General features: G+C 61.1%; 21 protein-coding genes and 1 pseudogene. 5 read left to right on the top strand and 17 right to left on the bottom strand.

Annotated features, from left to right (window positions below; genetic code table 11):
- The first annotated feature begins 90 nt into the window (after nt 1-90).
- The gene (locus J5M56_RS15630) at nt 91-981 is read left to right on the top strand and encodes a bestrophin family ion channel (protein WP_207937267.1); all 891 of its coding nucleotides are present in this window, start codon (nt 91-93) and stop codon (nt 979-981) included.
- An 11-nt stretch (nt 982-992) separates the two neighbouring features.
- Here the strand turns inward: J5M56_RS15630 and phnE are convergent, their stop codons facing one another.
- Genes phnE through J5M56_RS15650 form a run of 4 tightly spaced genes read right to left on the bottom strand, consistent with a single transcriptional unit; the run spans nt 993 to nt 4,226 of the window.
- Nucleotides 993-1,760 (bottom strand): phosphonate ABC transporter, permease protein PhnE, encoded by a 768-nt coding sequence (gene phnE, locus J5M56_RS15635; RefSeq protein WP_207937268.1) that lies wholly within the window; start codon nt 1,758-1,760, stop codon nt 993-995.
- A complete protein-coding gene (locus tag J5M56_RS15640) occupies nt 1,757-2,584 on the bottom strand; it encodes an ABC transporter permease (RefSeq protein ID WP_060479401.1) in 828 nt (275 codons plus the stop codon). Before J5M56_RS15640 ends, phnE begins: the two co-directional genes overlap by 4 nt.
- Entirely contained in the window at nt 2,578-3,375 is a 798-nt protein-coding gene (locus tag J5M56_RS15645; protein WP_207937269.1) for an ATP-binding cassette domain-containing protein, read from the bottom strand. The genes J5M56_RS15640 and J5M56_RS15645 overlap by 7 nt, the downstream gene beginning before the upstream one ends.
- Nucleotides 3,372-4,226, bottom strand: a complete 855-nt coding sequence (locus tag J5M56_RS15650; protein ID WP_060479399.1) for a putative selenate ABC transporter substrate-binding protein — start codon at nt 4,224-4,226, stop codon at nt 3,372-3,374. Before J5M56_RS15650 ends, J5M56_RS15645 begins: the two co-directional genes overlap by 4 nt.
- Before the next feature lie 128 nt (nt 4,227-4,354).
- Here J5M56_RS15650 and selD point away from each other — a divergent pair, with 128 nt between their 5' ends.
- Nucleotides 4,355-5,389, top strand: coding sequence for a selenide, water dikinase SelD (gene selD / locus J5M56_RS15655; protein ID WP_186477648.1), 1,035 nt, complete (start codon nt 4,355-4,357; stop codon nt 5,387-5,389).
- The gene (mnmH, locus tag J5M56_RS15660) at nt 5,389-6,504 is read left to right on the top strand and encodes a tRNA 2-selenouridine(34) synthase MnmH (protein WP_207937270.1); all 1,116 of its coding nucleotides are present in this window, start codon (nt 5,389-5,391) and stop codon (nt 6,502-6,504) included. The genes selD and mnmH overlap by 1 nt, the downstream gene beginning before the upstream one ends.
- Here the strand turns inward: mnmH and J5M56_RS15665 are convergent.
- From J5M56_RS15665 to hmpA, 12 genes are all read right to left on the bottom strand, one after another.
- Nucleotides 6,488-6,868, bottom strand: a complete 381-nt coding sequence (locus J5M56_RS15665) for a lysozyme inhibitor LprI family protein (protein ID WP_186477646.1) — start codon at nt 6,866-6,868, stop codon at nt 6,488-6,490. The genes mnmH and J5M56_RS15665 overlap by 17 nt on opposite strands.
- Nucleotides 6,869-6,879: 11 nt before the next feature.
- The gene (locus J5M56_RS15670; RefSeq protein WP_060479430.1) at nt 6,880-7,419 is read right to left on the bottom strand and encodes a hypothetical protein; all 540 of its coding nucleotides are present in this window, start codon (nt 7,417-7,419) and stop codon (nt 6,880-6,882) included.
- Between the two features lie 11 nt (nt 7,420-7,430).
- Complete coding sequence (locus J5M56_RS15675) at nt 7,431-7,994, bottom strand: GNAT family N-acetyltransferase (RefSeq protein WP_060479395.1); 564 nt, start codon at nt 7,992-7,994, stop codon at nt 7,431-7,433.
- A gap of 175 nt (nt 7,995-8,169) precedes the next feature.
- On the bottom strand, nt 8,170-8,553 hold the full coding sequence (locus J5M56_RS15680) for a YkgJ family cysteine cluster protein (RefSeq protein WP_060479394.1): 384 nt from the start codon (nt 8,551-8,553) through the stop codon (nt 8,170-8,172).
- A 150-nt stretch (nt 8,554-8,703) separates the two neighbouring features.
- The gene (gene alaC / locus J5M56_RS15685; protein WP_186477645.1) at nt 8,704-9,912 is read right to left on the bottom strand and encodes an alanine transaminase; all 1,209 of its coding nucleotides are present in this window, start codon (nt 9,910-9,912) and stop codon (nt 8,704-8,706) included.
- A gap of 250 nt (nt 9,913-10,162) precedes the next feature.
- Nucleotides 10,163-11,050 carry a heme o synthase gene (gene cyoE, locus J5M56_RS15690; protein WP_060480569.1) on the bottom strand — a complete coding sequence of 296 codons (888 nt, stop codon included), beginning with the start codon at nt 11,048-11,050 and terminating at the stop codon, nt 10,163-10,165.
- A gap of 11 nt (nt 11,051-11,061) precedes the next feature.
- Nucleotides 11,062-11,394, bottom strand: coding sequence for a cytochrome o ubiquinol oxidase subunit IV (gene cyoD, locus J5M56_RS15695; protein ID WP_054887538.1), 333 nt, complete (start codon nt 11,392-11,394; stop codon nt 11,062-11,064).
- Nucleotides 11,394-12,017, bottom strand: a complete 624-nt coding sequence (gene cyoC / locus J5M56_RS15700; RefSeq protein WP_027920308.1) for a cytochrome o ubiquinol oxidase subunit III — start codon at nt 12,015-12,017, stop codon at nt 11,394-11,396. The genes cyoD and cyoC overlap by 1 nt, the downstream gene beginning before the upstream one ends.
- A 3-nt stretch (nt 12,018-12,020) precedes the next feature.
- Entirely contained in the window at nt 12,021-14,039 is a 2,019-nt protein-coding gene (gene cyoB / locus J5M56_RS15705; RefSeq protein ID WP_186477644.1) for a cytochrome o ubiquinol oxidase subunit I, read from the bottom strand.
- A gap of 3 nt (nt 14,040-14,042) precedes the next feature.
- Complete coding sequence (gene cyoA, locus J5M56_RS15710) at nt 14,043-14,978, bottom strand: ubiquinol oxidase subunit II (protein WP_060480572.1); 936 nt, start codon at nt 14,976-14,978, stop codon at nt 14,043-14,045.
- A 559-nt stretch (nt 14,979-15,537) separates the two neighbouring features.
- Nucleotides 15,538-16,044 (bottom strand): disulfide bond formation protein B, encoded by a 507-nt coding sequence (locus J5M56_RS15715; protein ID WP_207937271.1) that lies wholly within the window; start codon nt 16,042-16,044, stop codon nt 15,538-15,540.
- 331 nt (nt 16,045-16,375) lie between these two features.
- A complete protein-coding gene (gene hmpA, locus J5M56_RS15720; protein WP_207937272.1) occupies nt 16,376-17,554 on the bottom strand; it encodes an NO-inducible flavohemoprotein in 1,179 nt (392 codons plus the stop codon).
- A gap of 152 nt (nt 17,555-17,706) precedes the next feature.
- Here hmpA and norR point away from each other — a divergent pair, with 152 nt between their 5' ends.
- Together norR and J5M56_RS26780 are read left to right on the top strand one after the other, a co-directional pair.
- The gene (gene norR, locus J5M56_RS15725) at nt 17,707-19,260 is read left to right on the top strand and encodes a nitric oxide reductase transcriptional regulator NorR (RefSeq protein WP_060480575.1); all 1,554 of its coding nucleotides are present in this window, start codon (nt 17,707-17,709) and stop codon (nt 19,258-19,260) included.
- A gap of 135 nt (nt 19,261-19,395) precedes the next feature.
- Nucleotides 19,396-19,581: pseudogene (locus J5M56_RS26780) on the top strand (BapA prefix-like domain-containing protein); the annotation flags it as partial.
- A gap of 174 nt (nt 19,582-19,755) precedes the next feature.
- Here J5M56_RS26780 and J5M56_RS26785 read toward each other — a convergent pair.
- Nucleotides 19,756-20,037, bottom strand: coding sequence for an Ig-like domain-containing protein (locus J5M56_RS26785; RefSeq protein ID WP_347709428.1), 282 nt, complete (start codon nt 20,035-20,037; stop codon nt 19,756-19,758).
- Between the last annotated feature and the right edge of the window lie 185 nt (nt 20,038-20,222).

Raw genomic sequence — 20,222 nt, forward strand, 5'->3', positions numbered from 1 at the left:
ACGTTCAGTAACAGCGTGGCGCCATGCCCCCAGAACCAACCGCATCGAATGACGTCACATCCTGCATCTCTGGCTTTTCGAGACAGCCCCGTGAAAGACGTCATCGCCCGCAAATACCGCTTGATCGTCAAGACCTTCGGCTACATCGGCTGGTCGCTGGTCTGGCTACTGGTATGGGACGTGTTGGTTACCATCGACTTCATGCTGTTTCTCGACAGCAAGTTCACTCTGCCACTGATCCCGCTGACCTTGCTGGGTTCGGCGCTGGTGGTGCTGGTGAGCTTTCGCAACAGCAGTGCCTATAACCGCTGGTGGGAAGCGCGGACGTTGTGGGGTGCGCTGGTGAACAGCTCGCGCAGTTTCGCACGCCAGACCTTGACGCTGATCGATGACCCCGACGGCAGCCCGAACCCGGTCAAAGCCACGCTGCTGCGTCGGCATATCGCCTACGTGAACTGCCTGGCTTCGCACCTCAAAGGGCAGGCCTGCCCAGAGGAGCTGATGGCATTCATCCCGCCGGGTGAGTTCGAACGGCGCAACCGCTCCAACAACTTCGCCAACGACATCCTCAGCGGCTCGGCAGGATTCCTGGCCCGGGAATACCAGGCCGGCCGACTCGACAGCATCCGTCTGGCGCGCCTTGAATCGACACTGGTAGACCTGTCCAACGCCCAGGGCGGCATGGAGCGCATCGCCAATACCCCATTGCCGTACCCTTACGTGTATTTTCCGCGGTTGTTCATCACCCTGTTCTGCTTGATCGTACCGGTGGGGCTGGTGGAGTCACTGGGTTGGTTCACACCGCTGGCATCGACGGTGGTGGGCTTCATGCTGCTGGCCATCGAACGAATCGGGACCGACCTGCAGAGCCCGTTCCGCTCCAGCGAGCATCAGATCCAGATGGATAGCATCTGCGAGACCATCGAGCGCAACTTGGAGTCGATGCAACGTGAAGCACAATGTGGTGAGTTGGTTTCATGACTTGAGCCCGCTCAAGCCCGCACGTAGCGCTGGCGTAGCACATCACTCAAAGCATCGACCAGCAGCACCAGCAGCAACATGGCCATGATCACCGTGCTGGCCTGGGCTTCCTGGAACAGGCTCAGGGTGGTGTAGAGCATCTGCCCCAGCCCCCCAGCGCCGACGAAGCCCAAAACGCTGGCCATGCGAATGTTGTTTTCCCAGCGGTAAAGGCTGTACGCAAGTAACTGCGGCCACAAATTGGGCAACGTGCCAAAGCAGAACGCCGCTACCTGCCCGCTACCCTGCAGGCGAATGGCCGCAGCGGGTGCCGCCGGTGCGTTCTCCAGTGCCTCGGCGAATAGTCGCCCCAGCACCCCTGTAGTGTGAAGCGCCAAAGCCAGGGTGCCAGCGTTGGGCCCTAGCCCCGCCGCCAGCACCGTCAAGGCCGCCCATACCAGTTCGGGAATCGCCCGCAGCGCATTGAGCAGCAGCCGCGCAACGGATTGCAGCGGCCAGCCGAAACGGCCCGCTGCCGGCAGGGCCAGCAACAGGCCCAGCAGCATCGCCAGCAAGGTGCCCATCCCCGACATGGCAAGGGTTTCCAGCGCACCACGCCCGACTGCCCGCAGGTGCTCGCCGAAAAAATCCGGATGCATAAAGCGCGCAGCGTATGCGCCCATCTGCCCGAGCCCGCCATCGCCGACCAACGCATGCAGGTCCAGGTCCAGGTAGCCGAACGACGCTGCCACTGCCGCCACAATCGCGGCGAGCACCAATAGATTCACAACCCGGCTCATGCCAGCCGCCCACGCAGGAAACGACTGAGCAGGTCCGCCAGCAGCACCAGGCCGAGGAACGCCAGCAACATACTCGCCACCTCACCGCCTGCGAACATGCGCATCGACAGGTCGATCTGCTGCCCCAGGCCACCTGCACCGACAAAGCCCATCACCACCGATGCGCGCACGGCGCACTCCCAGCGGTACACGGTATAGGACACCACCTCTGCCGAGGCGTTGGGCAAGATACCGTAACAGAACGCCGCCAACCGACCACTGCCGCCCTGTAGCAAAGCATGGGCCGGGCGCTGGTCCACCGACTCGAAGATCTCTGCATAGACTTTGCCCAACATGCCGCTGTAAGTAATGGCGATCGCCAATACCCCCGCCGTAGGCCCAAGGCCCACGGCCCGCACGAACAGCAACGCCCAGACGATCTCCGGCACGCTGCGCAGAAAAATCAGCAAGCTGCGCACAGGCAGGCGCACCAGCCGCGACCACAGCCCCGCACGGCCCCCGCGTGACGCAGCGCGCAGCGATAGCGCACGGCTGGCCAGCAGGCTGCAGGGAACTGCCAGCAGCAAGGCCAAGGCCATGCCGGCAGTCGCCACGGCAAGGGTCTGCAAGGTGGACTGGTATAGCAACTCGAGAAAATCAGCACTGTGCGCCGGGGGCCAGAAAGCGCGGGTGAAACTGGCGATTTGCTGACGGTTTTCTGCCTGCAGCAACACCCCTGGGTTGATCTCGCTCAGTTGCAGGCCAGGCCAAAGCACGGCCAACACCAGCAGGGTCACCAGCAACCGGGGTAATGCAGCCGGGTCGCGAGTATCGGCGCTCAGCATCGCGGAATCTGCACCGTCAGCGCCGGTTCTTGGGGTTGTACGGGTGAGCCCAGCTGCTCGTTGGCGTAGAGCGCATCCAGCAACTGCTGGGTGACTGCCTCGGCCGGGCAATCGAACGCGACCTGCCCCTCACGAATACCGATTACCCGCGGAAAATGCGCCAACGCCAAGTCCACCGAATGCAGGCTGGCCACCAGGGTCACGTCATTGGCCAGGGCGTGGCGGTTGAGCAAGGCCAGGCTGTGGTCAGCCAGTACCGGGTCCATGGCCGAGACCGGCTCGTCGGTCAACAGCAGCTGCGGGCGCTGGTATAACGCTCGGGCAATGCCCACTCGCTGCAACTGGCCCCCGGACAACTGCCCGCACTGCACAAACAGTTTGTCGGCCAGGCCCAGCTCGGCCAGCGCTTGACGGGCACCCGGCAGATCCGTGGGGTATATCAGATTGAACAAGCCACGCAGCAGCCCCCATTGCCCCAGGCGGCCCGCCAGCACGGCGGTCACCACACGTTGGCGCGGTGGCAGCGGCGGCGCCTGATGCACCAAGCCAATACGCCCGCGCAGGCGCTGGCGAGCCCTGGCAGGCATCGCCCAGGGCTGTTCACCGAACAGTTCCAGGTGCCCGCCTGTGGGCTGCACAGCGGTGGCCATCAGGTGCAGCAGGCTGGACTTGCCAGCGCCCGAAGGTCCGATGATCGCCACCCGCTCGCCCTTGGCGATTCGCAAATCGACCGCATCAAGCGCGCGCACCTGGCCATGGCGCAGGCTGGCGCCCTGCACATGAATAGTCACTTGAGCAGGCCGGCCTCACGTGCAGCTTGCTCGGTGCCCGCATAGTTGTCAGGGTTGGTTTCGATGAAGCGGCTGGCTGCCTGCAAGTCGAGAATGGCTTTGTCCTCCGGCTTGGCAGGGTCAAGGTCGAGAAACGCCTGTTTGATCTTCGCTTTCAGCGCAGGGTCCATGTTGCCGCGCACGGTCCAGTTGTAGTCATAGTAGGTCGGCGTGGTAGCGAAGACCTTGACCTTGCTGGTATCGACCTTGCCGGCATCGACCAGCTTTTGCCACACGCTGGCATTGAGCACCCCGCCATCGACCTTGCCAGCCTGCACCCAGGCAACGGTGGCGTCATGGGCACCGGAATAGGCCACACGGCTGAAATAGTTCTCAGGCTTGATGTTGTCCTGCTTGAGCATGAAGTAACGCGGCATCAGGCTGCCCGAGGTGGAAGAGATCGAGCCGAAGGCGAACGACTTGCCTTTGAGGTCGGCCAGGCTTTTGACGTCCGGGTTAGCGGTGATGAACTTGGACGTGAACTGCGCGTCCTGCTCACGCTGTACCAGCGGTGTGGCGGTCGGGTCTTTCAGGTGGACCTGGACGAATGTGAAGCCGCCCAGCCAGGCCATGTCCAGGCGGTCGCTGGCCAGTGACTCGACCACTGCCGGGTAGTCGGCCACCGGTACGAACTTCACGTCCATGCCCAGTTGCTTGGACAGATACTCGCCCAACGGCTTGAACTTGCGCAGCAGCTCGGTCGGCGCCTCGTCGGGGATGGCGCTGACCCGCAGGGTGTCGGCGGCCTGGGCGGCTACGGCGCAGCAGGACAACACGAAACCGGCGGCGAGCGCCAGGGGGCGTTTGAGCATGAGAGTTCTCCAGGACGGTTGCTGACAAAGGCCGGCATCCGCGCCGACCGTGGCAAGTATAAGAGCCACGGTCGTAAAGGCCAGCTTTGCTACAATCGGCGCACTAAACTGCCCTTTTCGAGGTACACGTGAGCGAGCCAATTCGCCTGACCCAGTACAGCCATGGCGCTGGCTGCGGCTGCAAGATTTCCCCCAAGGTGCTGGATGTGATCCTCGCCGAAAGCGGCGTCCAGGCACTGGACCCGAAGCTGTGGGTCGGTAACGCCTCACGTGACGACGCCGCCGTCTATGCCCTGGACGAGGAGCGCGGGGTGGTATCGACCACCGACTTCTTCATGCCAATCGTCGATGACCCTTACGATTTCGGCCGCATTGCCGCCACCAATGCCATTAGCGATATCTACGCCATGGGCGGTGACCCGCTGATGGCCATCGCCATCCTCGGCTGGCCGGTCAACGTACTGCCGCCCGAAGTTGCCCGCGAAGTCATCCGTGGCGGCCGCGCCGTGTGCGCCGAGGCTGGCATCCCATTGGCCGGCGGCCATTCCATCGACGCCCCTGAACCGATCTTCGGCCTGGCCGTGACGGGCGTGGTGAGCAGGCGCCACCTCAAGCGTAACGATACCGCCACCGCCGGCTGCCGCCTTTACCTGACCAAACCACTGGGCATCGGCATCCTCACCACCGCCGAGAAAAAGGCCAAGCTGCGTGCGCAGGACCAAGGCTTGGCCCGCGATTGGATGTGTACGCTCAACACCCCAGGCAGCCGCTTCGGCAAACTCGAAGCAGTCAAGGCAATGACTGATGTGACCGGCTTCGGCCTGCTCGGGCACTTGGTCGAACTGGCCGAGGGCAGCGGCCTGACCGCTCAGCTGGACTACGCTGCCGTGCCTCGCCTGCCGAGTGTCGACCATTACCTGGCCGAGGGCTGCATCCCTGGCGGCACCCTGCGCAACTTCGACAGCTACGGGCACAAGCTTGGCGCACTGAGCGACGCGCAGAAGCACCTGCTGTGCGATCCGCAAACCAGCGGTGGCCTGCTGGTTGCCGTCGCCCCAGAAGGCGAGGCGCAATTTTTGGCAGTGGCCCACGAGCTGGGCCTGGATTTGGCACCGATCGGCCTGCTGGTCGAACGACAGAGCCACGCGGTCGAGGTGAATTGATGCGCCACGACTGCACCGACTTTCGCCAACTGTTTCTCGACGACGCACCGATGATGGACATGCGCGCGCCGATCGAATTCGCCAAAGGCGCCTTCCCCGGCACCGTCAACTTGCCACTGATGACCGACCAGGAACGGCAGAAGGTCGGCACCTGCTACAAACAACAGGGCCAGGCCGCAGCCATCACCCTTGGCCATCAGCTGGTCAGCGGCGCGACCAAACGCGAGCGGTTGCATGCCTGGGCCAGTTTCGCCAAGGCCCACCCTGATGGCTACCTGTACTGCGCCCGCGGTGGCCTGCGCTCGCTGATCGTGCAGCAATGGCTGCGCGAAGAAGCGGGCATCGACTACCCGCGCATCAAGGGTGGCTACAAGGCGATCCGCAGCTTTTTGCTGCAAACCACCGATCAGGCCGTAGAGCAATGCGATTTCGTACTCGTCGGCGGCCTTACCGGCACCGGCAAGACCGACGTGCTGCAGCAGCTCGACAACGTGCTCGACCTTGAAGGCCACGCCAACCATCGCGGCTCCAGCTTTGGCAAACGCGCCACCGCGCAGCCGGCGCAGATCGACTTCGAGAACAAACTCGCCATCGATGTGCTGAAAAAACGCGCGCGGGGTATCGAACAGTTCGTGCTCGAAGACGAAGGCCGCATCGTGGGCAGCTGCACGGTACCGCTGGCGCTCTACCTGGGCATGCAGCACTACCCTCTGGTGTGGCTTGAGGACAGCTTCGAACAGCGAGTGCAGCGTATCCTTCGCGATTACGTGGTCAAACTGTGCGCCGAATTCGTCGACGTGCACGGGCAGGATCAAGGCCGCCACTTGTATGCCCAACGCATGCAACAGAGCATGGCCAATATCCACAAGCGCCTGGGCGGTGAGCGCTTTCAGCGTTTATCCACGATGCTGCATCAAGCGCTGGATGAGCAATTGCGCAGCGGCGCAGTGGACTTGCACCGTGGCTGGATCGAAGGCTTGCTCAAGGAATACTACGACCCGATGTATGCCTACCAACGTGAGGCCAAGGCCGAGCGGATCGAGTTTGCCGGGGCGGCCGGTGAAGTGCGCGAGTACCTCAAGGCCCGCGCCGCACGGCTCATTGCCCGGGGCTGAGCACCCTTTCGAGCTCTGCGGCGCGCTCGCGGGTCATGTTCAGCACGCACATGCCGCCCTCCAGTTGCGCAAGCGTGCCGCCACTGGCTTGCACATGGAAGGCACAGTTGCTGTCACGAAAAGCGATCCACTGGCGCTGGACATCGCGCAGCTGCTTCTGCGGGCCGCTTTCAAGCTTGCTGGCGAGTTGTTTGTATACCCGGTTCAGTCGCTGATCCTGAAGCTGGGTCTGGGCCTGGATGCAACGGCTCATGGCCACTGTACTGGAGGCGTTGTCCATGCACTGGCTGTAGGCCGGTGTATTTTCATCGCCCAGGGCCACGGGTGCAAAAAAGGCCAGTAGCAGCAGATAGCGTGGGTTCATGGCAAATCCTTTCATAGGGTTTGCACAGGCTCTGGCGGCATCAGCACCTTGCCCGGCTCGAATTGCAAAGAAGGCATCTGCGTCGCCGCATAAGCGGCCACGGCCAGCGCCGCGATCAGTGTGACATCCAACCAGTTCCAGGCCGGTACCTCGTTGCGGCTGCGCGCCACTGCGCACTGCCAGGCCTGGCCTGCACTGAACACCACCATAGCTGCCAACCAAAGGTAGAAACCGGCGCCGAAACCGATGCGCTCGGAAAATGCATAGCTGATGTTATCCGGCAGACGCTCAATGGCAAAGCTGCTGGCCGCCAGGTACAGCGCCGCCAACCCCAATAGCAAAGCCAGCCTGCGCAGGCGCCGATGGCAGAGAATGGCCAACCCGAACAGCGGGTTGGCAAACCACTGAAACATGCCAAAAGGTACGCCCCAAGGGCCATACAGGAACATCTGCAGGGCAGGCATGTGCCGGCCTGCGCTCATCTGGGCCCCGTCGAAGGCCAGGCTCAGCAGGTACAGGGCCAGGCTCAACGTCAAGTACCACCCAGGCAAGCGGGATATGTTCATGCGACCGGCGGTTCGAGCAGCAGGCCATAGATTCCCGAGTCGGTAAGCTCGCCGTTCACGCACCAGCGTGCCCGCAGCGTCCCTTCAAGCACGAAACCCTGGCGTTCCAGGGTGCGGGCCGAGCCTTGATTGCGCGGGTCGATCTCGCCCTCGAGGCGGCGCATGTGCAGGGTGTGGGCGATGTAGTCGATGAAGCAGGTCAATGCCTCGTCCATGTAGCCTCTGCCCTGCACTGCGCTGGCAAGGCAATAGCCGATTTCGCCTCGGCGCGAGCCATCGTCGATGTTGAACAGTTGGACCATGCCGATCAGTTCGCCGGTATCGCGACGGTACATGCCCAGCTTGAGTTGCTCGCCATTGGCATAGGCCTCGCGGTCTGCCGCCAGGGCACTTTCAGCTTCGGCCAAATCTTGCCAGGGGGCGTGGTGCCAGTAGCGCATGACCTCTGGGTCGGCCATGATTTTCAGCCATTGCGCCGCATCGGCATGGCGCATCGGCCGCAATTGCAGGCGCGGGCTGTCAAGGCAGAGGTCACTGGGGAAGCTGCGGGGTGGGGTCACACCGGATCTCCTGTCCATTGCTGGGGAGATGACAGTTTAACGTCATGTGGGGCTGGGGGTGTATGTCTTGGCTTTAGGGCAAGGCGGCCATCGAACGCCGCGCTAGCGGCGCCCGACCTTGACTGCGCAGCACCCTATCGGCCAACACCCTCAGGCGCGGCAGTTGGGAAGATGCTCAGGCCACCTCCGCGCCTTCATCCGGCCAGTGCGGCTCGTTGGCCCCAGGTGGTGTCAGTGGCGGCAACCCGTAAGCGGCCCGCGCATCATCGCAACTAGGGTTATGCAAGCCACCCTCCCACGATGCTTGGAACTCGCGGCACGGGCTGGAGCGGTTGGCGTAAATGGTGCACGCCACCTGGGTACCGATTTCGCCCTGTAGGCTGACACAGCGGCATGGCTTGGCGTCGGTGCCGATCATGGCAACACGGGAGGGATTGATCTGCACCACCAAGTCATCGGGCACGACACCGCCGGCAGACTGGCATTCGCCCCAGAAGAAGGACACACGGAAGTACCCGCAGCAGGCGCCGCAGTCAAGGCAAGGGTTATATTCGGACATGATGGCACGGAGGGAAGGTTGTTGTTATCGGGGCTCAGCCCGCGCGCCATTTGTAATCTAAGCCAGGTCGGCTGAGAAGAGGGGTGATGCAAAAATAGTTTGCCATTGATCCGCCCGTCCGCGCCCGCCGAAGCGGGCGTGGGCGGGGCGTTACTTCTGGGTCAGCCCATCGGCCCGGAACATCTGGCGAATCCCGCGAATGGCCTGGCGAATGCGATCTTGGTTCTCGATCAGGGCAAAGCGCACGTGGTCGTCGCCATAGTCACCAAAACCGATACCCGGCGACACGCAGACCTTGGCTTCGGCCAGCAGCTTCTTGGCGAACTCCAGAGAACCCAAGTGTGCATAGTGCTCCGGGATCTTGGCCCACACGTACATCGACGCCTTCGGGTTGTCGACCATCCAGCCCAGCTCATGCAGGCCCTTGACCAGCAGATTGCGGCGCTGACGGTACTGCTCGGCGATGTCGCGCACACATTGCTGGTCCCCCTCCAACGCGGCAATGGCCGCCACCTGTAGCGGGGTGAAGGTGCCGTAGTCGTGGTAGCTCTTGATCCGCGCCAGGGCGCTGACCAGCTCGGGGTTACCGACCATGAAACCGATGCGCCAGCCGGCCATGTTGTAGCTCTTGGACAGGGTGAAGAACTCCACCGCAATGTCCTTGGCACCCGGCACCTGCATGATCGATGGCGCCTTCCAGCCGTCGTAGACGATGTCGGCATAAGCCAAATCGTGCACCACCAGTACATCGTATTGCTTGGCCAGGGCCACCACGCGCTCGAAGAAGTCCAGCTCCACGCATTGGGCCGTGGGGTTCGACGGGAAGCCAAGAATCATCATCTTCGGCTTGGGGATCGACTCGCGAATCGCCCGCTCCAGCTCGTTGAAGAAGTCCACACCTGGCACCAGCGGCACGGAACGCACCTGGGCGCCGGCGATCACCGCGCCGTAGATGTGGATCGGATAGCTTGGGTTGGGCACCAGTACGGTATCACCGTGATCGAGGGTGCCGAGCATCAGGTGCGCCAGGCCCTCTTTCGAGCCGATGGTGACGATGGCTTCGCTTTCCGGGTCGATGTCGACCTCGTAGCGCGCCTTGTACCAGTTGGAGATGGCGCGGCGCAGGCGAGGAATGCCGCGAGAGGTGGAATAACCATGGGTGTCATCGCGCTGAGCGACCTGCACCAGCTTTTCGACGATGTGCGCGGGTGTCGCCCCATCGGGGTTGCCCATGCTGAGGTCGATGATGTCTTCGCCACGGCGGCGGGCAGCCATCTTGAGTTCGGCAGTGATGTTGAAGACGTAGGGCGGAAGACGATCGATGCGCGCGAAACGGCGCGGCGAACCAGGATTGGACATGGTTTCCTCAACTGACGTAAGCGCCCGGAACCGTCCGAGCGACGCTGGCCGCTGCGGCGGCCTGAATCAGAAGATAGTGCCGAAACAGGATCCATGTAAAGGACAATTTCTTGTTTTTATAAATTTTTTTAGATTATTTTTTTGAAATTCAAAGATATAAGTTTCTTACCCTAACAGGGGCCAACACCCAAATCCCAGGCATAAAAAACCCGGCACTATGGCCGGGTTTTGGGTGAAGCACTCGCCTCGATCAGCGTGCGTAGGTCATCAGCACATCAGCAGCAGTTTGGCTGTCCACCGACATCATCACGCTTAGGGCAGTGACGGTCAGGATGGAGAAGCCGAACACCTTGCGCGCCCACTTGCTGTCGTCTTCAGCTTTGTAGCCGCCCCAGGCCATGTACAGCCAGTAAAGGCCCATGGCGGCCGCCACGGCCAGGTAGCCGAGGCCGGCATACCCGCCAAGGGTGAGCATCAAGGTCGCGAGCAGGAAGGCCAGCACGTACAGCACGATCTGCTTCTTCGCCGCAAGAATACCGCGCGCCACCGGCAGTACCGGAATGTTGGCAGCGCTGTAATCCTTGAAGCGGAAGATGGCAATGGCAAAGCTGTGCGGCATCTGCCACAGGCTGAACATCACCAGCAGGGTCACCGCAGCCAGGTCGAAGCTGTTGCTCACGGCGCAGTAGCCGATCACCGGAGGCATGGCACCGGACAGGCTGCCGACCAAGGTGCCGTGCACCGATTTACGCTTGAGCCAGAGGCTGTAGAAACCGACGTAGACCACGAAGCCTACCGCTGCGCAGAACGCCGCCAGCGGGTTGGCCTGCACATACAGCAAGCTGAAGCCGGCCACCCCAAGAAGGGTGGCATAGGCCAGCGCGATGGGCAGCGACATGCCGCCCTGCACCATGACGCGGTTCTTGGTGCGCTCCATCTTGTGGTCGATGTCACGGTCGATGCAGTTGTTGAACACGCATCCGGACGCCACCACCAACGAAGTACCGATCACCACCGCCAGGAACAGAGCGAAATCCACATGGCCCTTCGAGGCAAGGAAGAAACCGCCTGCCACGGAAAGCACGTTACCGAAAATGATCCCCGGTTTGGTGATTTGGATAAAGTGCTTAACGGACATGCAGTCTTACCTCACTTGGCCATCATTTCGAAGTGGATGCTGAACATGATCCACAGCGACAGGCCGACCAGCAGAGCGATTACCAGGGTGGTGAACAGGAACGTCGACACATTGGAGCGCTGCTCTTTCGAGCGGTCCATGTGCAGGAAGTACACCAGGTGTACCACTACCTGAATCACGGCCATGGCCACGATGATCAGAACGGTCAGGTTCTTCGGCAGGCTTGGCGACATGGCCAGGCCAAACGGAATCGCGGTTAGGATGATCGACAGGATGAAGCCGATCATGTACGACTTGACGCTGCCGTGGTTACCTTCGTGATGAGTGTCGTGTGCGTTAGCCATTACAGAACCCCCAGCAGGTAGACGACGGTGAATACGCAGATCCAGACCACGTCCAGGAAGTGCCAGAACAGGCTCAGGCAGCTCATGCGGGTCTTGGCGGTCGGCGTGATGCCGTGCTTGTTGATCTGGTACATCATGATTGCCATCCAGATCAGGCCGGCGGTCACGTGCAGACCGTGGGTACCTACCAGGGCGAAGAAGCCCGACAGGAAGCCACTGCGGGTTGGGCCGAAGCCCTCGCCGATCAGGTGATGGAATTCATAGATTTCCATCGCGATGAAGCCTGCACCGAACAGGAAGGTCACTGCCAACCAGCCCAGTACGCCCGCTTTCTTGCCATCGAACATCTTCAGCATGGCGAAGCCGAAGGTGATCGAGGACAGCAGCAGGAACAGCGTTTCAACCGCTACGAAGTCGAGCTGGAAGATGTCATGACCCGACGGGCCGCCGGCAAAACTGCCGGACAGCACCGCGTAGGTGGCGAAGAGCGACGCAAACAGGATGCAGTCGGTCATCAGGTACAGCCAGAAACCGAGGACGGTCATCTGGCCCGAGTCGTGGTGGTGGTCATCGTGAGCATGGTCATGACCATGCGCGCCACCGTGGATTACTTGACTGGACATTGATTACACCCGTTCAAACGATTCGACACGTGCGCCGGCAGGCAGAGCACCTGCGTGGGCCAGCGCTTTCAGACGCTCGCCTTCGATGCGCGCCACTTCTTCGGCCGGAACCATGTAGCCTTGGTCGTCACGCGCAGCGTGGCGAACGAAGACTGCGATGGTTGCCAACAGGCTTGCGCCCACCAGCCACCAGATGTGCCAGATGAAAGCGAAACCGAAGACAGTCAGGAACATACCCATGAACAGACCGGTAGCGGTGTTGTTCGGCATGTGGATCGCTTCGTACTTGCCAGGCACCTTGTAGGCAACACCGGCTTCCTTGGCTTCGTTCCAGCAGTCCAGGCCAACTTTCTCAGGCATGTGGGCGAAGTTGTAGAACGGAGGTGGCGAGGAAGTCGACCACTCCAGAGTACGGCCGCCCCATGGGTCGCCGGTCACGTCCAGGTTCTGCTCGCGATCGCGGATCGAAACGACGATCTGGATCAGCTGGCAGGCGATACCGAACAGGATCAGTACGGCGCCGGCAACGGCTACGTACAGGTAGGGTTCCCACAGTGGGTTGTCGGAGTGGTTCAGACGACGGGTCATGCCCATGAAGCCCAGGGCGTACAGCGGCATGAACGCTACGTAGAAGCCGGAGATCCAGAACCAGAAGGCAGCTTTGCCCCACTTCTCGTTCAGCTTGAAGCCGAACGCTTTTGGCCACCAGTAGGCGAAGCCGGCGATGTAGCCGAATACCGCACCACCGATGATCACGTTGTGGAAGTGAGCGATCACGAACAGGCTGTTGTGCAGCACGAAGTCAGCACCCGGAACAGCCAGCAGAACGCCGGTCATACCACCGATCGAGAAGGTGATCATGAAGCCCAGGGTCCACAGCATCGGTGCGGTGAAGCGCACACGGCCCTGGTACATGGTGAACAGCCAGTTGAACAGCTTCACACCGGTCGGAATGGAGATCAGCATCGTCGCCAGGCCGAAGAAGGTGTTGACGCTGGCGCCGGCACCCATGGTGAAGAAGTGGTGCAGCCATACAGCAAAGCCCAGAACGGCAATGGCGCCCGATGCGTAGATCATCGAGTGGTGGCCGAACAGACGCTTGCCAGAGAAGGTCGAAGTCACTTCCGAGAACACGCCGAAGGCCGGCAGGATCAGGATGTAAACCTCAGGGTGACCCCAGGCCCAGAACAGGTTGACGTACATCATCGGGTTCCCACCAAGCTCGTTGGTGAAAATGTGGAAGTCCAGATAACGGTCGACAGTCAGCAGTGCCAGTGCAGCGGTCAGAATCGGGAACGAAGCCACGATCAGCACGTTGGCCCAGGTGCAGGTCCAGGTGAAGATCGGCATGTCCATCAGCTTCATGCCAGGTGCGCGCATCTTCATCACGGTGACGAGGAAGTTCACGCCGGTCAGTGTCGTACCCAAACCTGATAGCTGTAGCGCCCAGATGTAGTAGTCGACACCCACCCCAGGGCTGTACTGAATACCCGCAAGCGGCGGATAGGCAACCCAGCCGGTCTTGGCGAATTCACCAACGCCCAGCGAGATGTTGACCAGCAGCACGCCTGCCAGCAGCAGGTAGAAGCTCAGGGAGTTGAGGAACGGGAAGGCAACGTCACGTGCACCGATTTGCAGCGGAACTGCAAGGTTCATCAGGCCGGTGAAGAACGGCATCGCCATGAAGATGATCATGATCACACCGTGAGCGGTGAAGATCTGGTCATAGTGTTCAGGCGGCAGGTAGCCTTCGGAGCCACCGGTAGCGGCGGCCAACTGGGTACGCATCATGATGGCGTCGGCAAAGCCGCGCAGCAGCATGACCATCGCGACGACGATGTACATCACCCCGATTTTCTTGTGGTCGACAGTGGTCAGCCACTCGGTCCACAAGTAGGTCCACTTGCGGAAATAGGTGATAGCACCAACGACAGCAATACCCCCGAGCGCAATCATGGCAAGGGTCACCATGACTATCGGCTCGTGGAAGGGTATCGCCTCCAGGGTTAATTTACCGAACATCTCTTACTCCTCTGCACCGGCAGCTGGTTGCGCACTCGACTCGGTGGTGGCCAGATCTTTGCTGCCTGCTTCTTCGTGGCTCGGACGACCGCGGTTCATGCCTTCGTACTTGTCGACGATCAGCTGGAACTGGTCAGGCGAGGCCTCGCCATACAGCGCGACTGGGTTGTTTTCGCTTGGTTTGGCCAAGGCGTCGTAGGTGGCCTTGTCCAGCTTCTTCGGCGACTGCTTGACCTCGGCGACCCACTTGTCGAAGTCTTCCTGAGAGGTGGCAGTGGCCTTGAATTTCATGCCGGTGAAGCCGGCGCCGCTGTAGTTGGCGCTGATACCGTCGAATTCGCCGTTCTCGTTGGCGATCAGGTGCAGCTTGGTGGTCATGCCCGCCATGGCGTAGATCTGACCGCCCAGGCCCGGGATGAAGAACGAGTTCATCACGGCGTCGGAGGTGACGCGGAAGTTGACCGGGGTGTTAGCCGGGAAGACGATCTTGTTGACCGTGGCGATGCCCTGCTCCGGGTAGATGAACAGCCACTTCCAGTCCAGCGCGACCACGTCGATCTGCAATGGCTTCACATCGGAATCCAGTGGGCGATACGGGTCCAGCTTGTGGGTGGACTTGTAGGTCACATAGCCCAGGGCAATGATGATGATGATCGGGATGATCCACACCGCAGCTTCGATCTTGGTCGAGTGCGACCAGTCGGGGGTGTAGGTGGCGGCCTTGTTCGAAGCACGGTACTTCCAGGCGAACGCCACGGTCATGATGATGACCGGAATCACCACCAGCAGCATCAAGCCAGTAGCGATCAGGATCAGGTTCTTTTGCTCAATGCCGACCTGACCTTTCGGGTCGAGCAGGGTCCAGTTGCACCCACTGAGTAAAAGCATGCCTAAAAAGGGCAATATGCCAAACAGTCTGGGGTAACGCTTTTTACTCATCTCACGACCTCTAGATCAGCTTGCTTCAATGCAATTTGTGTTTTGGTAGCCAACACTTCGTCCTGCCAAGTGCGGCATGTAGCGCCCGAACTCGCTCCCGCCCCGGCCTGACTGCAAGACCTTGGCGTGAAGCGTGATAGCGGTGCTTATGGTTTCTTAGGCAACAGGCCTGTACTTCAGACCAAGTCCATTTGGTGCGGGAAAACGCGGAGGGGGGTCCGCCCGGTATCGCCGTTTGGCGAAACTTGACGAAGTCAGCAAAAAGAAGCGCTGAGGGCTTCCTTCAATCCTGCGACTCGCAAGCAGTGCCGAACGGGAATTGGGGGCGATTGTAGATAGGTCGCCAACCCTTGACTATGACTTATTGAGCAACAGTCCTTTACAGGATCTGTAACAATCCGAGCGAGAAATTCAACTTCGCGACAGTTTGTCGCACCCCGCTTGCTAGCCCTCCAGCCCTTGTCCGACAAGGGCTGGAGGTTGATCTGGATCAAGCGGGAGAGGACTTTTCACTCATCTCATGCCGTGCAAAAGCCCGCTGAGAATTCGGGACTTTTGTCTAAGCCTGACGCCGGTTGCGCCAGATGCCCAGCGGGACCAGGATGGCTGTCAGCACGAACGCCAACAGTGCCCACTGCGCCAGCGACAAACCGAGGACCGGCGGGTACGGCGTACTGCAGAAGCCGTCTACCTGGAACGCCAGTGGCCAGAGCTTGGCCAGGGGCAAGTCGTCAACGATCGGCTGCAAGGTATCGATGCCGCAACTGACCATCGGGTTGGCGAGTATATACGCATGGTTGCCCGCTGCAATGATTCCGCCAATGGCACTGAGCACGACCAGGCCCTCGAACAGCGTCAAGCTGCGGCGCCCAGGCATGGCGGCACCGATGAACGCGAAGATGGCGATAAAGAGCAAGGCATACCGTTGCAGGATGCACAGCGGGCAAGGCGCCTCGCCCAGCACCACCTGCATGTACAAGGCACCGCCGATCAGGGCGAGGCAGATCACCCCCAGCAGTACCAGAAAGCGCCGTTCGCGGTTCAGGCGCAGGGTTTGTTCGTTCATTGCCGATTCCTTCGATGGATAGATGGCAGCGTGGTCCGCCCGCCTGGGTGCGATTCTACACACAGGCATGGCCCCATAGCGTATCGAGGCGGCGAGACAGCACGGCGCTGGGCTATCCGCAGGTGCTAAGACCGAGTAGTGCGACAGCGGTTCAACGACAGCCGGTTAAAAACGGCCCCCCAGGTGCCGCGATAGGGCAAGCCCCTCGACACCCGGCAGTGAAGGATACAGCGATTAAAAGAGGATTAAAGATGAAAGGTGCCCATTTTACCTTTCATCTTCCTTATATAGAGGTTGCATCAAAACAACCGCGTATAGAGCGATTGGTGATCTACTCGAGCGCAGCCGCAGGGCCAAAAAATTCATAGCGGCTCTGCTGCTCAGGCACGCCCAAGCCTTTCAAATGCCGCTTGATAGCCCCCATGAACCCCTTGGGCCCCAGGAAGTAAACATCGACATCACGCTCGTGCCCCAACCATTGGCCTAGCAGGTCTTGATTGAGCAGGCCAACCGCATCGGCATGGTGCGCGTCCTGCCCTTCGCCATAGCAATAAAAACGCTGAAGCTGCGGGTGTCGCTCGGCCAGCCCATCGACCCACGCGCGGAACGCATGAACCGAGGCATTGCGTGCGCAGTGAATGAAGCGCACCGGCCGCTGAGTCTGCAGAGCTGCTTCGAGCATCGCCAATGTTGGGGTAATGCCCACCCCGCCGCTGATCAGCACCAAGGGCTTGTCGCTGGCCGCCAGGGTGAATTCTCCCGATGGCGGGAACAGTTGCAAGGTATCCCCTACGACCAGCTGATCATGCAGATAATTGGAGACTTTACCGCCCTGCTCCCGCTTGACGCTGATGCGATATCCCAGGCCATCGCAAAGCGCCGACAGCGAGTAATTGCGCCGCTGCTCGGCACCGTCGATGAACAGCCTAAGGCCGATGTACTGACCTGGTTCAGCCTTGAGTACCGGCGAGCCATCGACGGGGACGAAATAGAACGAGGTGATTTCGCAGCTTTCCTGCTCGCGGCGTGCCAGGCGAAATTCACGGGTGCCGCGCCAACCGCCTGCGGCTTGCGCTTTTTGTTGGTAGAGGCTTTCTTCTGCGCCGATCAGGATGTCCGCCAGTTGGCCATAGGCGCCAGCCCAGGCGGCTATGACCTCGGGCGTGGCGATGTCGCTGCCCAGTACCTCCTCGATTGCCCGCAACAGGCACTTACCGACGATAGGGTAATGCTCCGGCAGAATCTGCAGGGCAACATGTTTGTTGATGATCTGCCCGACTAGCCCACCGAGTTGTTCGAGCTGGTCTATGTGCCGTGCGTACATCAGCACCCCGTTGGCCAAGGCACGAGGCTGGTCTCCGCTGGCCTGATGAGCCTGGTTGAAAAGTGGCCGTACCTCGGGATACTCATTGAGCATCATGCGGTAGAAATGGGTAGTGAGCGCTTCACCGCCGGTTTCCAGCAATGGGACGGTGGCTTTGATGATTGCGCGTTGTTCGACACTGAGCATTTGCAACTCCTAAGCCTCAGGCTTGATAAGGTTGCGCTAACAGTTACAGCAATCATGCCAAGTAATAATTCCATTTAAATCAATATCTTATAAGTGAAAGCGTCAAATTGACCTGGCTCCGCGTATAGTCACTTTGACTAAAGGGAGTCCTTATGACTAATACTCCGCTACTTACCACGCTGCTGCCCCTGGTCAGCGATCTGTCCCGAGATTTGCCCGACCAGGAACGCTACCGTCGTCTTCTGCAGGCCATGCGCGGGTTGTTGCCCTGCGATGCCGCTGCATTGCTGCGGCTGGAAGGCGAATGGCTGGTGCCGCTGGCGGTGGATGGGCTTTCCCCCGACACGCTTGGCCGCCGCTTCAAAGTCAGTGAGCACCCGCGCTTTGAGCTGCTGCTAAGCCGCCCGCAACCCACACGCTTTGCCAGCGATTCAAGCCTTCCCGACCCCTACGATGGGTTGGTCAACACCCCTGGGGCCACGCTTGAGGTGCATGACTGCATGGGCTGCCCACTGATGGTGGACGAACGCCCCTGGGGCTTGCTGACCCTCGACGCCCTCACCCCAGGCCAGTTCCAGAGCCTGGAGCTGGACGCCTTGCAAGCCTTTGCCAGCCTGGCGGCCGCCACCGTGACCGTAGCCGAGCGCATCGAGCAATTGGCGCTGCGCGCCGAGGACGAGCATCACCGGGCCGAGGTCTATCGTCAGGCCAGCGGCCAGGACCGGGCATTGATCGGCCAGAGCGCCGCGCACAAGCGCCTGCTGGAAGAAATACGCCTGGTCGGTGGCAGCGAGCTCACCGTACTGATCAACGGCGAAACCGGCGTAGGCAAGGAGCTGGTGGCCATGGCCTTGCATCAGGCCAGCCAACGCGCCGCCAAACCAATGGTGAGCCTCAATTGTGCCGCCCTGCCCGACACCCTGGTGGAGAGCGAACTGTTCGGCCATGTGCGCGGGGCATTCACCGGCGCCCATGGCGAACGCCGTGGCAAATTCGAACTGGCCAATGGCGGCACGCTGTTTCTCGATGAAGTTGGTGAGCTGCCGCTGGCCGTGCAGGCCAAGTTGCTACGTGTGCTGCAAAGCGGCCAACTGCAAAGGCTGGGTTCGGATCGCGAACACCGCGTCGATGTTCGCCTGATCGCCGCCACCAACCGCGACCTGGCGGCAGAAGTGCGGGCAGGTAACTTGCGCGCTGACTTTTATCACCGCCTGAGTGTGTACCCGTTGCATGTGCCGCCGCTTCGCGAGCGTGGCCGCGACGTACTGTTGCTCGCTGGCTACTTCCTCGAACAGAACCGATCACGCCTGGGCTTGAACAGCCTGCGGCTTAGCAGCGCCGCGCAAGCGGCATTGTTGGCGTATGACTGGCCGGGCAACGTGCGCGAACTGGAGCACCTGATCGGCCGCTCCTCGCTCAAGGCTTTAGGCCAGCACGCGCAACGCCCGCGTATCCTCACCCTGGAGGCAAGCGACCTGGGCTTGCATCCCACTGAGCCGGTGGCGCCGGGCGCTTCGGCCGAGACACCTCAGGCCGCGATGCCTCTGCCGACAGGCGGTCTGCGCGAAGCGGTGGATGATTACCAACGCCAGCTCATCGCCGCCTGCCTGCAACGCCATCAGCAAAACTGGGCAGCGGCAGCGCGCGAGCTGGGGCTGGACCGCGCCAACCTCAACCGACTGGCCCGTCGCCTGGGGCTTCGCTGAGTTGGATTTCTACTAAAGGACTAGGCGCAAAGCCATCTGGTGGCGATCTGATGGGCTGCTATATCTCCCTAACACACGGTACACGGCCGTCACACGGCCACCTGTGCGTGTACCGAAAGCCAGCAGGGAGCATTCATGGACAACATCGTAGTCGCTGACAAGCAATCCGCCGTGGCCACCCAGAATGCCTGGGGCGATATCAACCTCAACAGCCCTGGCGTAGTGCAGATGCCGGTAGCCCCCGACCAGGTGGCCACCGTCACCCGGCGCGGGCAAGATCTGATTGTCACACTCAAATCCGGTGAAAAGGTCACCATCGGCAACTTCTTCGCCGTGGATCAGGCCGGTGTTGGCAGCGACATGGTGTTCGTCGGCGAAGATGGCACCTTGTGGCATGCCAACTACGATGCGGCAGCGTTCACCGGCTTCACGTTCGACGAAGTGGCATCGCTGGATCAGCTGGTGGCCGGTATTGGCGTTGCGGGTGAAGGCACTTCAACCTTCGCCATTGCCGCCCTTGGCCTGCTCGGTGCCGGTGGCGTTGCGGCTGCGGCGGGCGGCGGTGGGGGCGGTAGTGTCAGGTGCGGTTACCGTGCCGCCCGTAGAGGTGTTGCCAGCGGGGTCGGTGATGGTGACGGTCAGCCCCTGGCCGTTATTTTGTTGGCTGCCCAGGTCGACTGTGAACGTACCATCACTGCCAACGGTGCCTGTGCCGATGAGGTTGCCAGCCGGGTCGAATACGTTGACCGTCGAGCCCGCTTCACCGCGACCTGACACGCGCAAGCCATCGGGGGAAACCAGCAAGTCGATGGGCGTCGCTGGCGGGGTAGTGTCGCCCGGCGCGGGCAAGATCTGATTGTCCCACTCAAATCCGGTGAACAGGTCACCATCGGCAACTTCTTCGCCGTGGATCAGGCCGGTGTTGGCAGCGACATGGTGTTCGTCGGCGAAGATGGCACCTT

Origin of the sequence: Pseudomonas sp. 51_B (assembly GCF_017491595.1) — a bacterium.
Classification (GTDB): domain Bacteria; phylum Pseudomonadota; class Gammaproteobacteria; order Pseudomonadales; family Pseudomonadaceae; genus Aquipseudomonas; species Aquipseudomonas promysalinigenes.

What these genes read in the sequence shown, in the direction of transcription:
- phnE (WP_207937268.1), bottom strand. Translation starts at nt 1,760, where the DNA reads ATGAGCCGGGTTGTGAATCTATTGGTGCTCGCCGCGATTGTGGCGGCA.
- J5M56_RS15640 (WP_060479401.1), bottom strand. Translation starts at nt 2,584, where the DNA reads ATGCTGAGCGCCGATACTCGCGACCCGGCTGCATTACCCCGGTTGCTG.
- J5M56_RS15650 (WP_060479399.1), bottom strand. Translation starts at nt 4,226, where the DNA reads ATGCTCAAACGCCCCCTGGCGCTCGCCGCCGGTTTCGTGTTGTCCTGC.
- mnmH (WP_207937270.1), top strand. Translation starts at nt 5,389, where the DNA reads ATGCGCCACGACTGCACCGACTTTCGCCAACTGTTTCTCGACGACGCA.
- J5M56_RS15665 (WP_186477646.1), bottom strand. Translation starts at nt 6,868, where the DNA reads ATGAACCCACGCTATCTGCTGCTACTGGCCTTTTTTGCACCCGTGGCC.
- J5M56_RS15680 (WP_060479394.1), bottom strand. Translation starts at nt 8,553, where the DNA reads ATGTCCGAATATAACCCTTGCCTTGACTGCGGCGCCTGCTGCGGGTAC.
- alaC (WP_186477645.1), bottom strand. Translation starts at nt 9,912, where the DNA reads ATGTCCAATCCTGGTTCGCCGCGCCGTTTCGCGCGCATCGATCGTCTT.
- cyoE (WP_060480569.1), bottom strand. Translation starts at nt 11,050, where the DNA reads ATGTCCGTTAAGCACTTTATCCAAATCACCAAACCGGGGATCATTTTC.
- cyoD (WP_054887538.1), bottom strand. Translation starts at nt 11,394, where the DNA reads ATGGCTAACGCACACGACACTCATCACGAAGGTAACCACGGCAGCGTC.
- cyoC (WP_027920308.1), bottom strand. Translation starts at nt 12,017, where the DNA reads ATGTCCAGTCAAGTAATCCACGGTGGCGCGCATGGTCATGACCATGCT.
- cyoB (WP_186477644.1), bottom strand. Translation starts at nt 14,039, where the DNA reads ATGTTCGGTAAATTAACCCTGGAGGCGATACCCTTCCACGAGCCGATA.
- cyoA (WP_060480572.1), bottom strand. Translation starts at nt 14,978, where the DNA reads ATGAGTAAAAAGCGTTACCCCAGACTGTTTGGCATATTGCCCTTTTTA.
- J5M56_RS15715 (WP_207937271.1), bottom strand. Translation starts at nt 16,044, where the DNA reads ATGAACGAACAAACCCTGCGCCTGAACCGCGAACGGCGCTTTCTGGTA.
- hmpA (WP_207937272.1), bottom strand. Translation starts at nt 17,554, where the DNA reads ATGCTCAGTGTCGAACAACGCGCAATCATCAAAGCCACCGTCCCATTG.
- norR (WP_060480575.1), top strand. Translation starts at nt 17,707, where the DNA reads ATGACTAATACTCCGCTACTTACCACGCTGCTGCCCCTGGTCAGCGAT.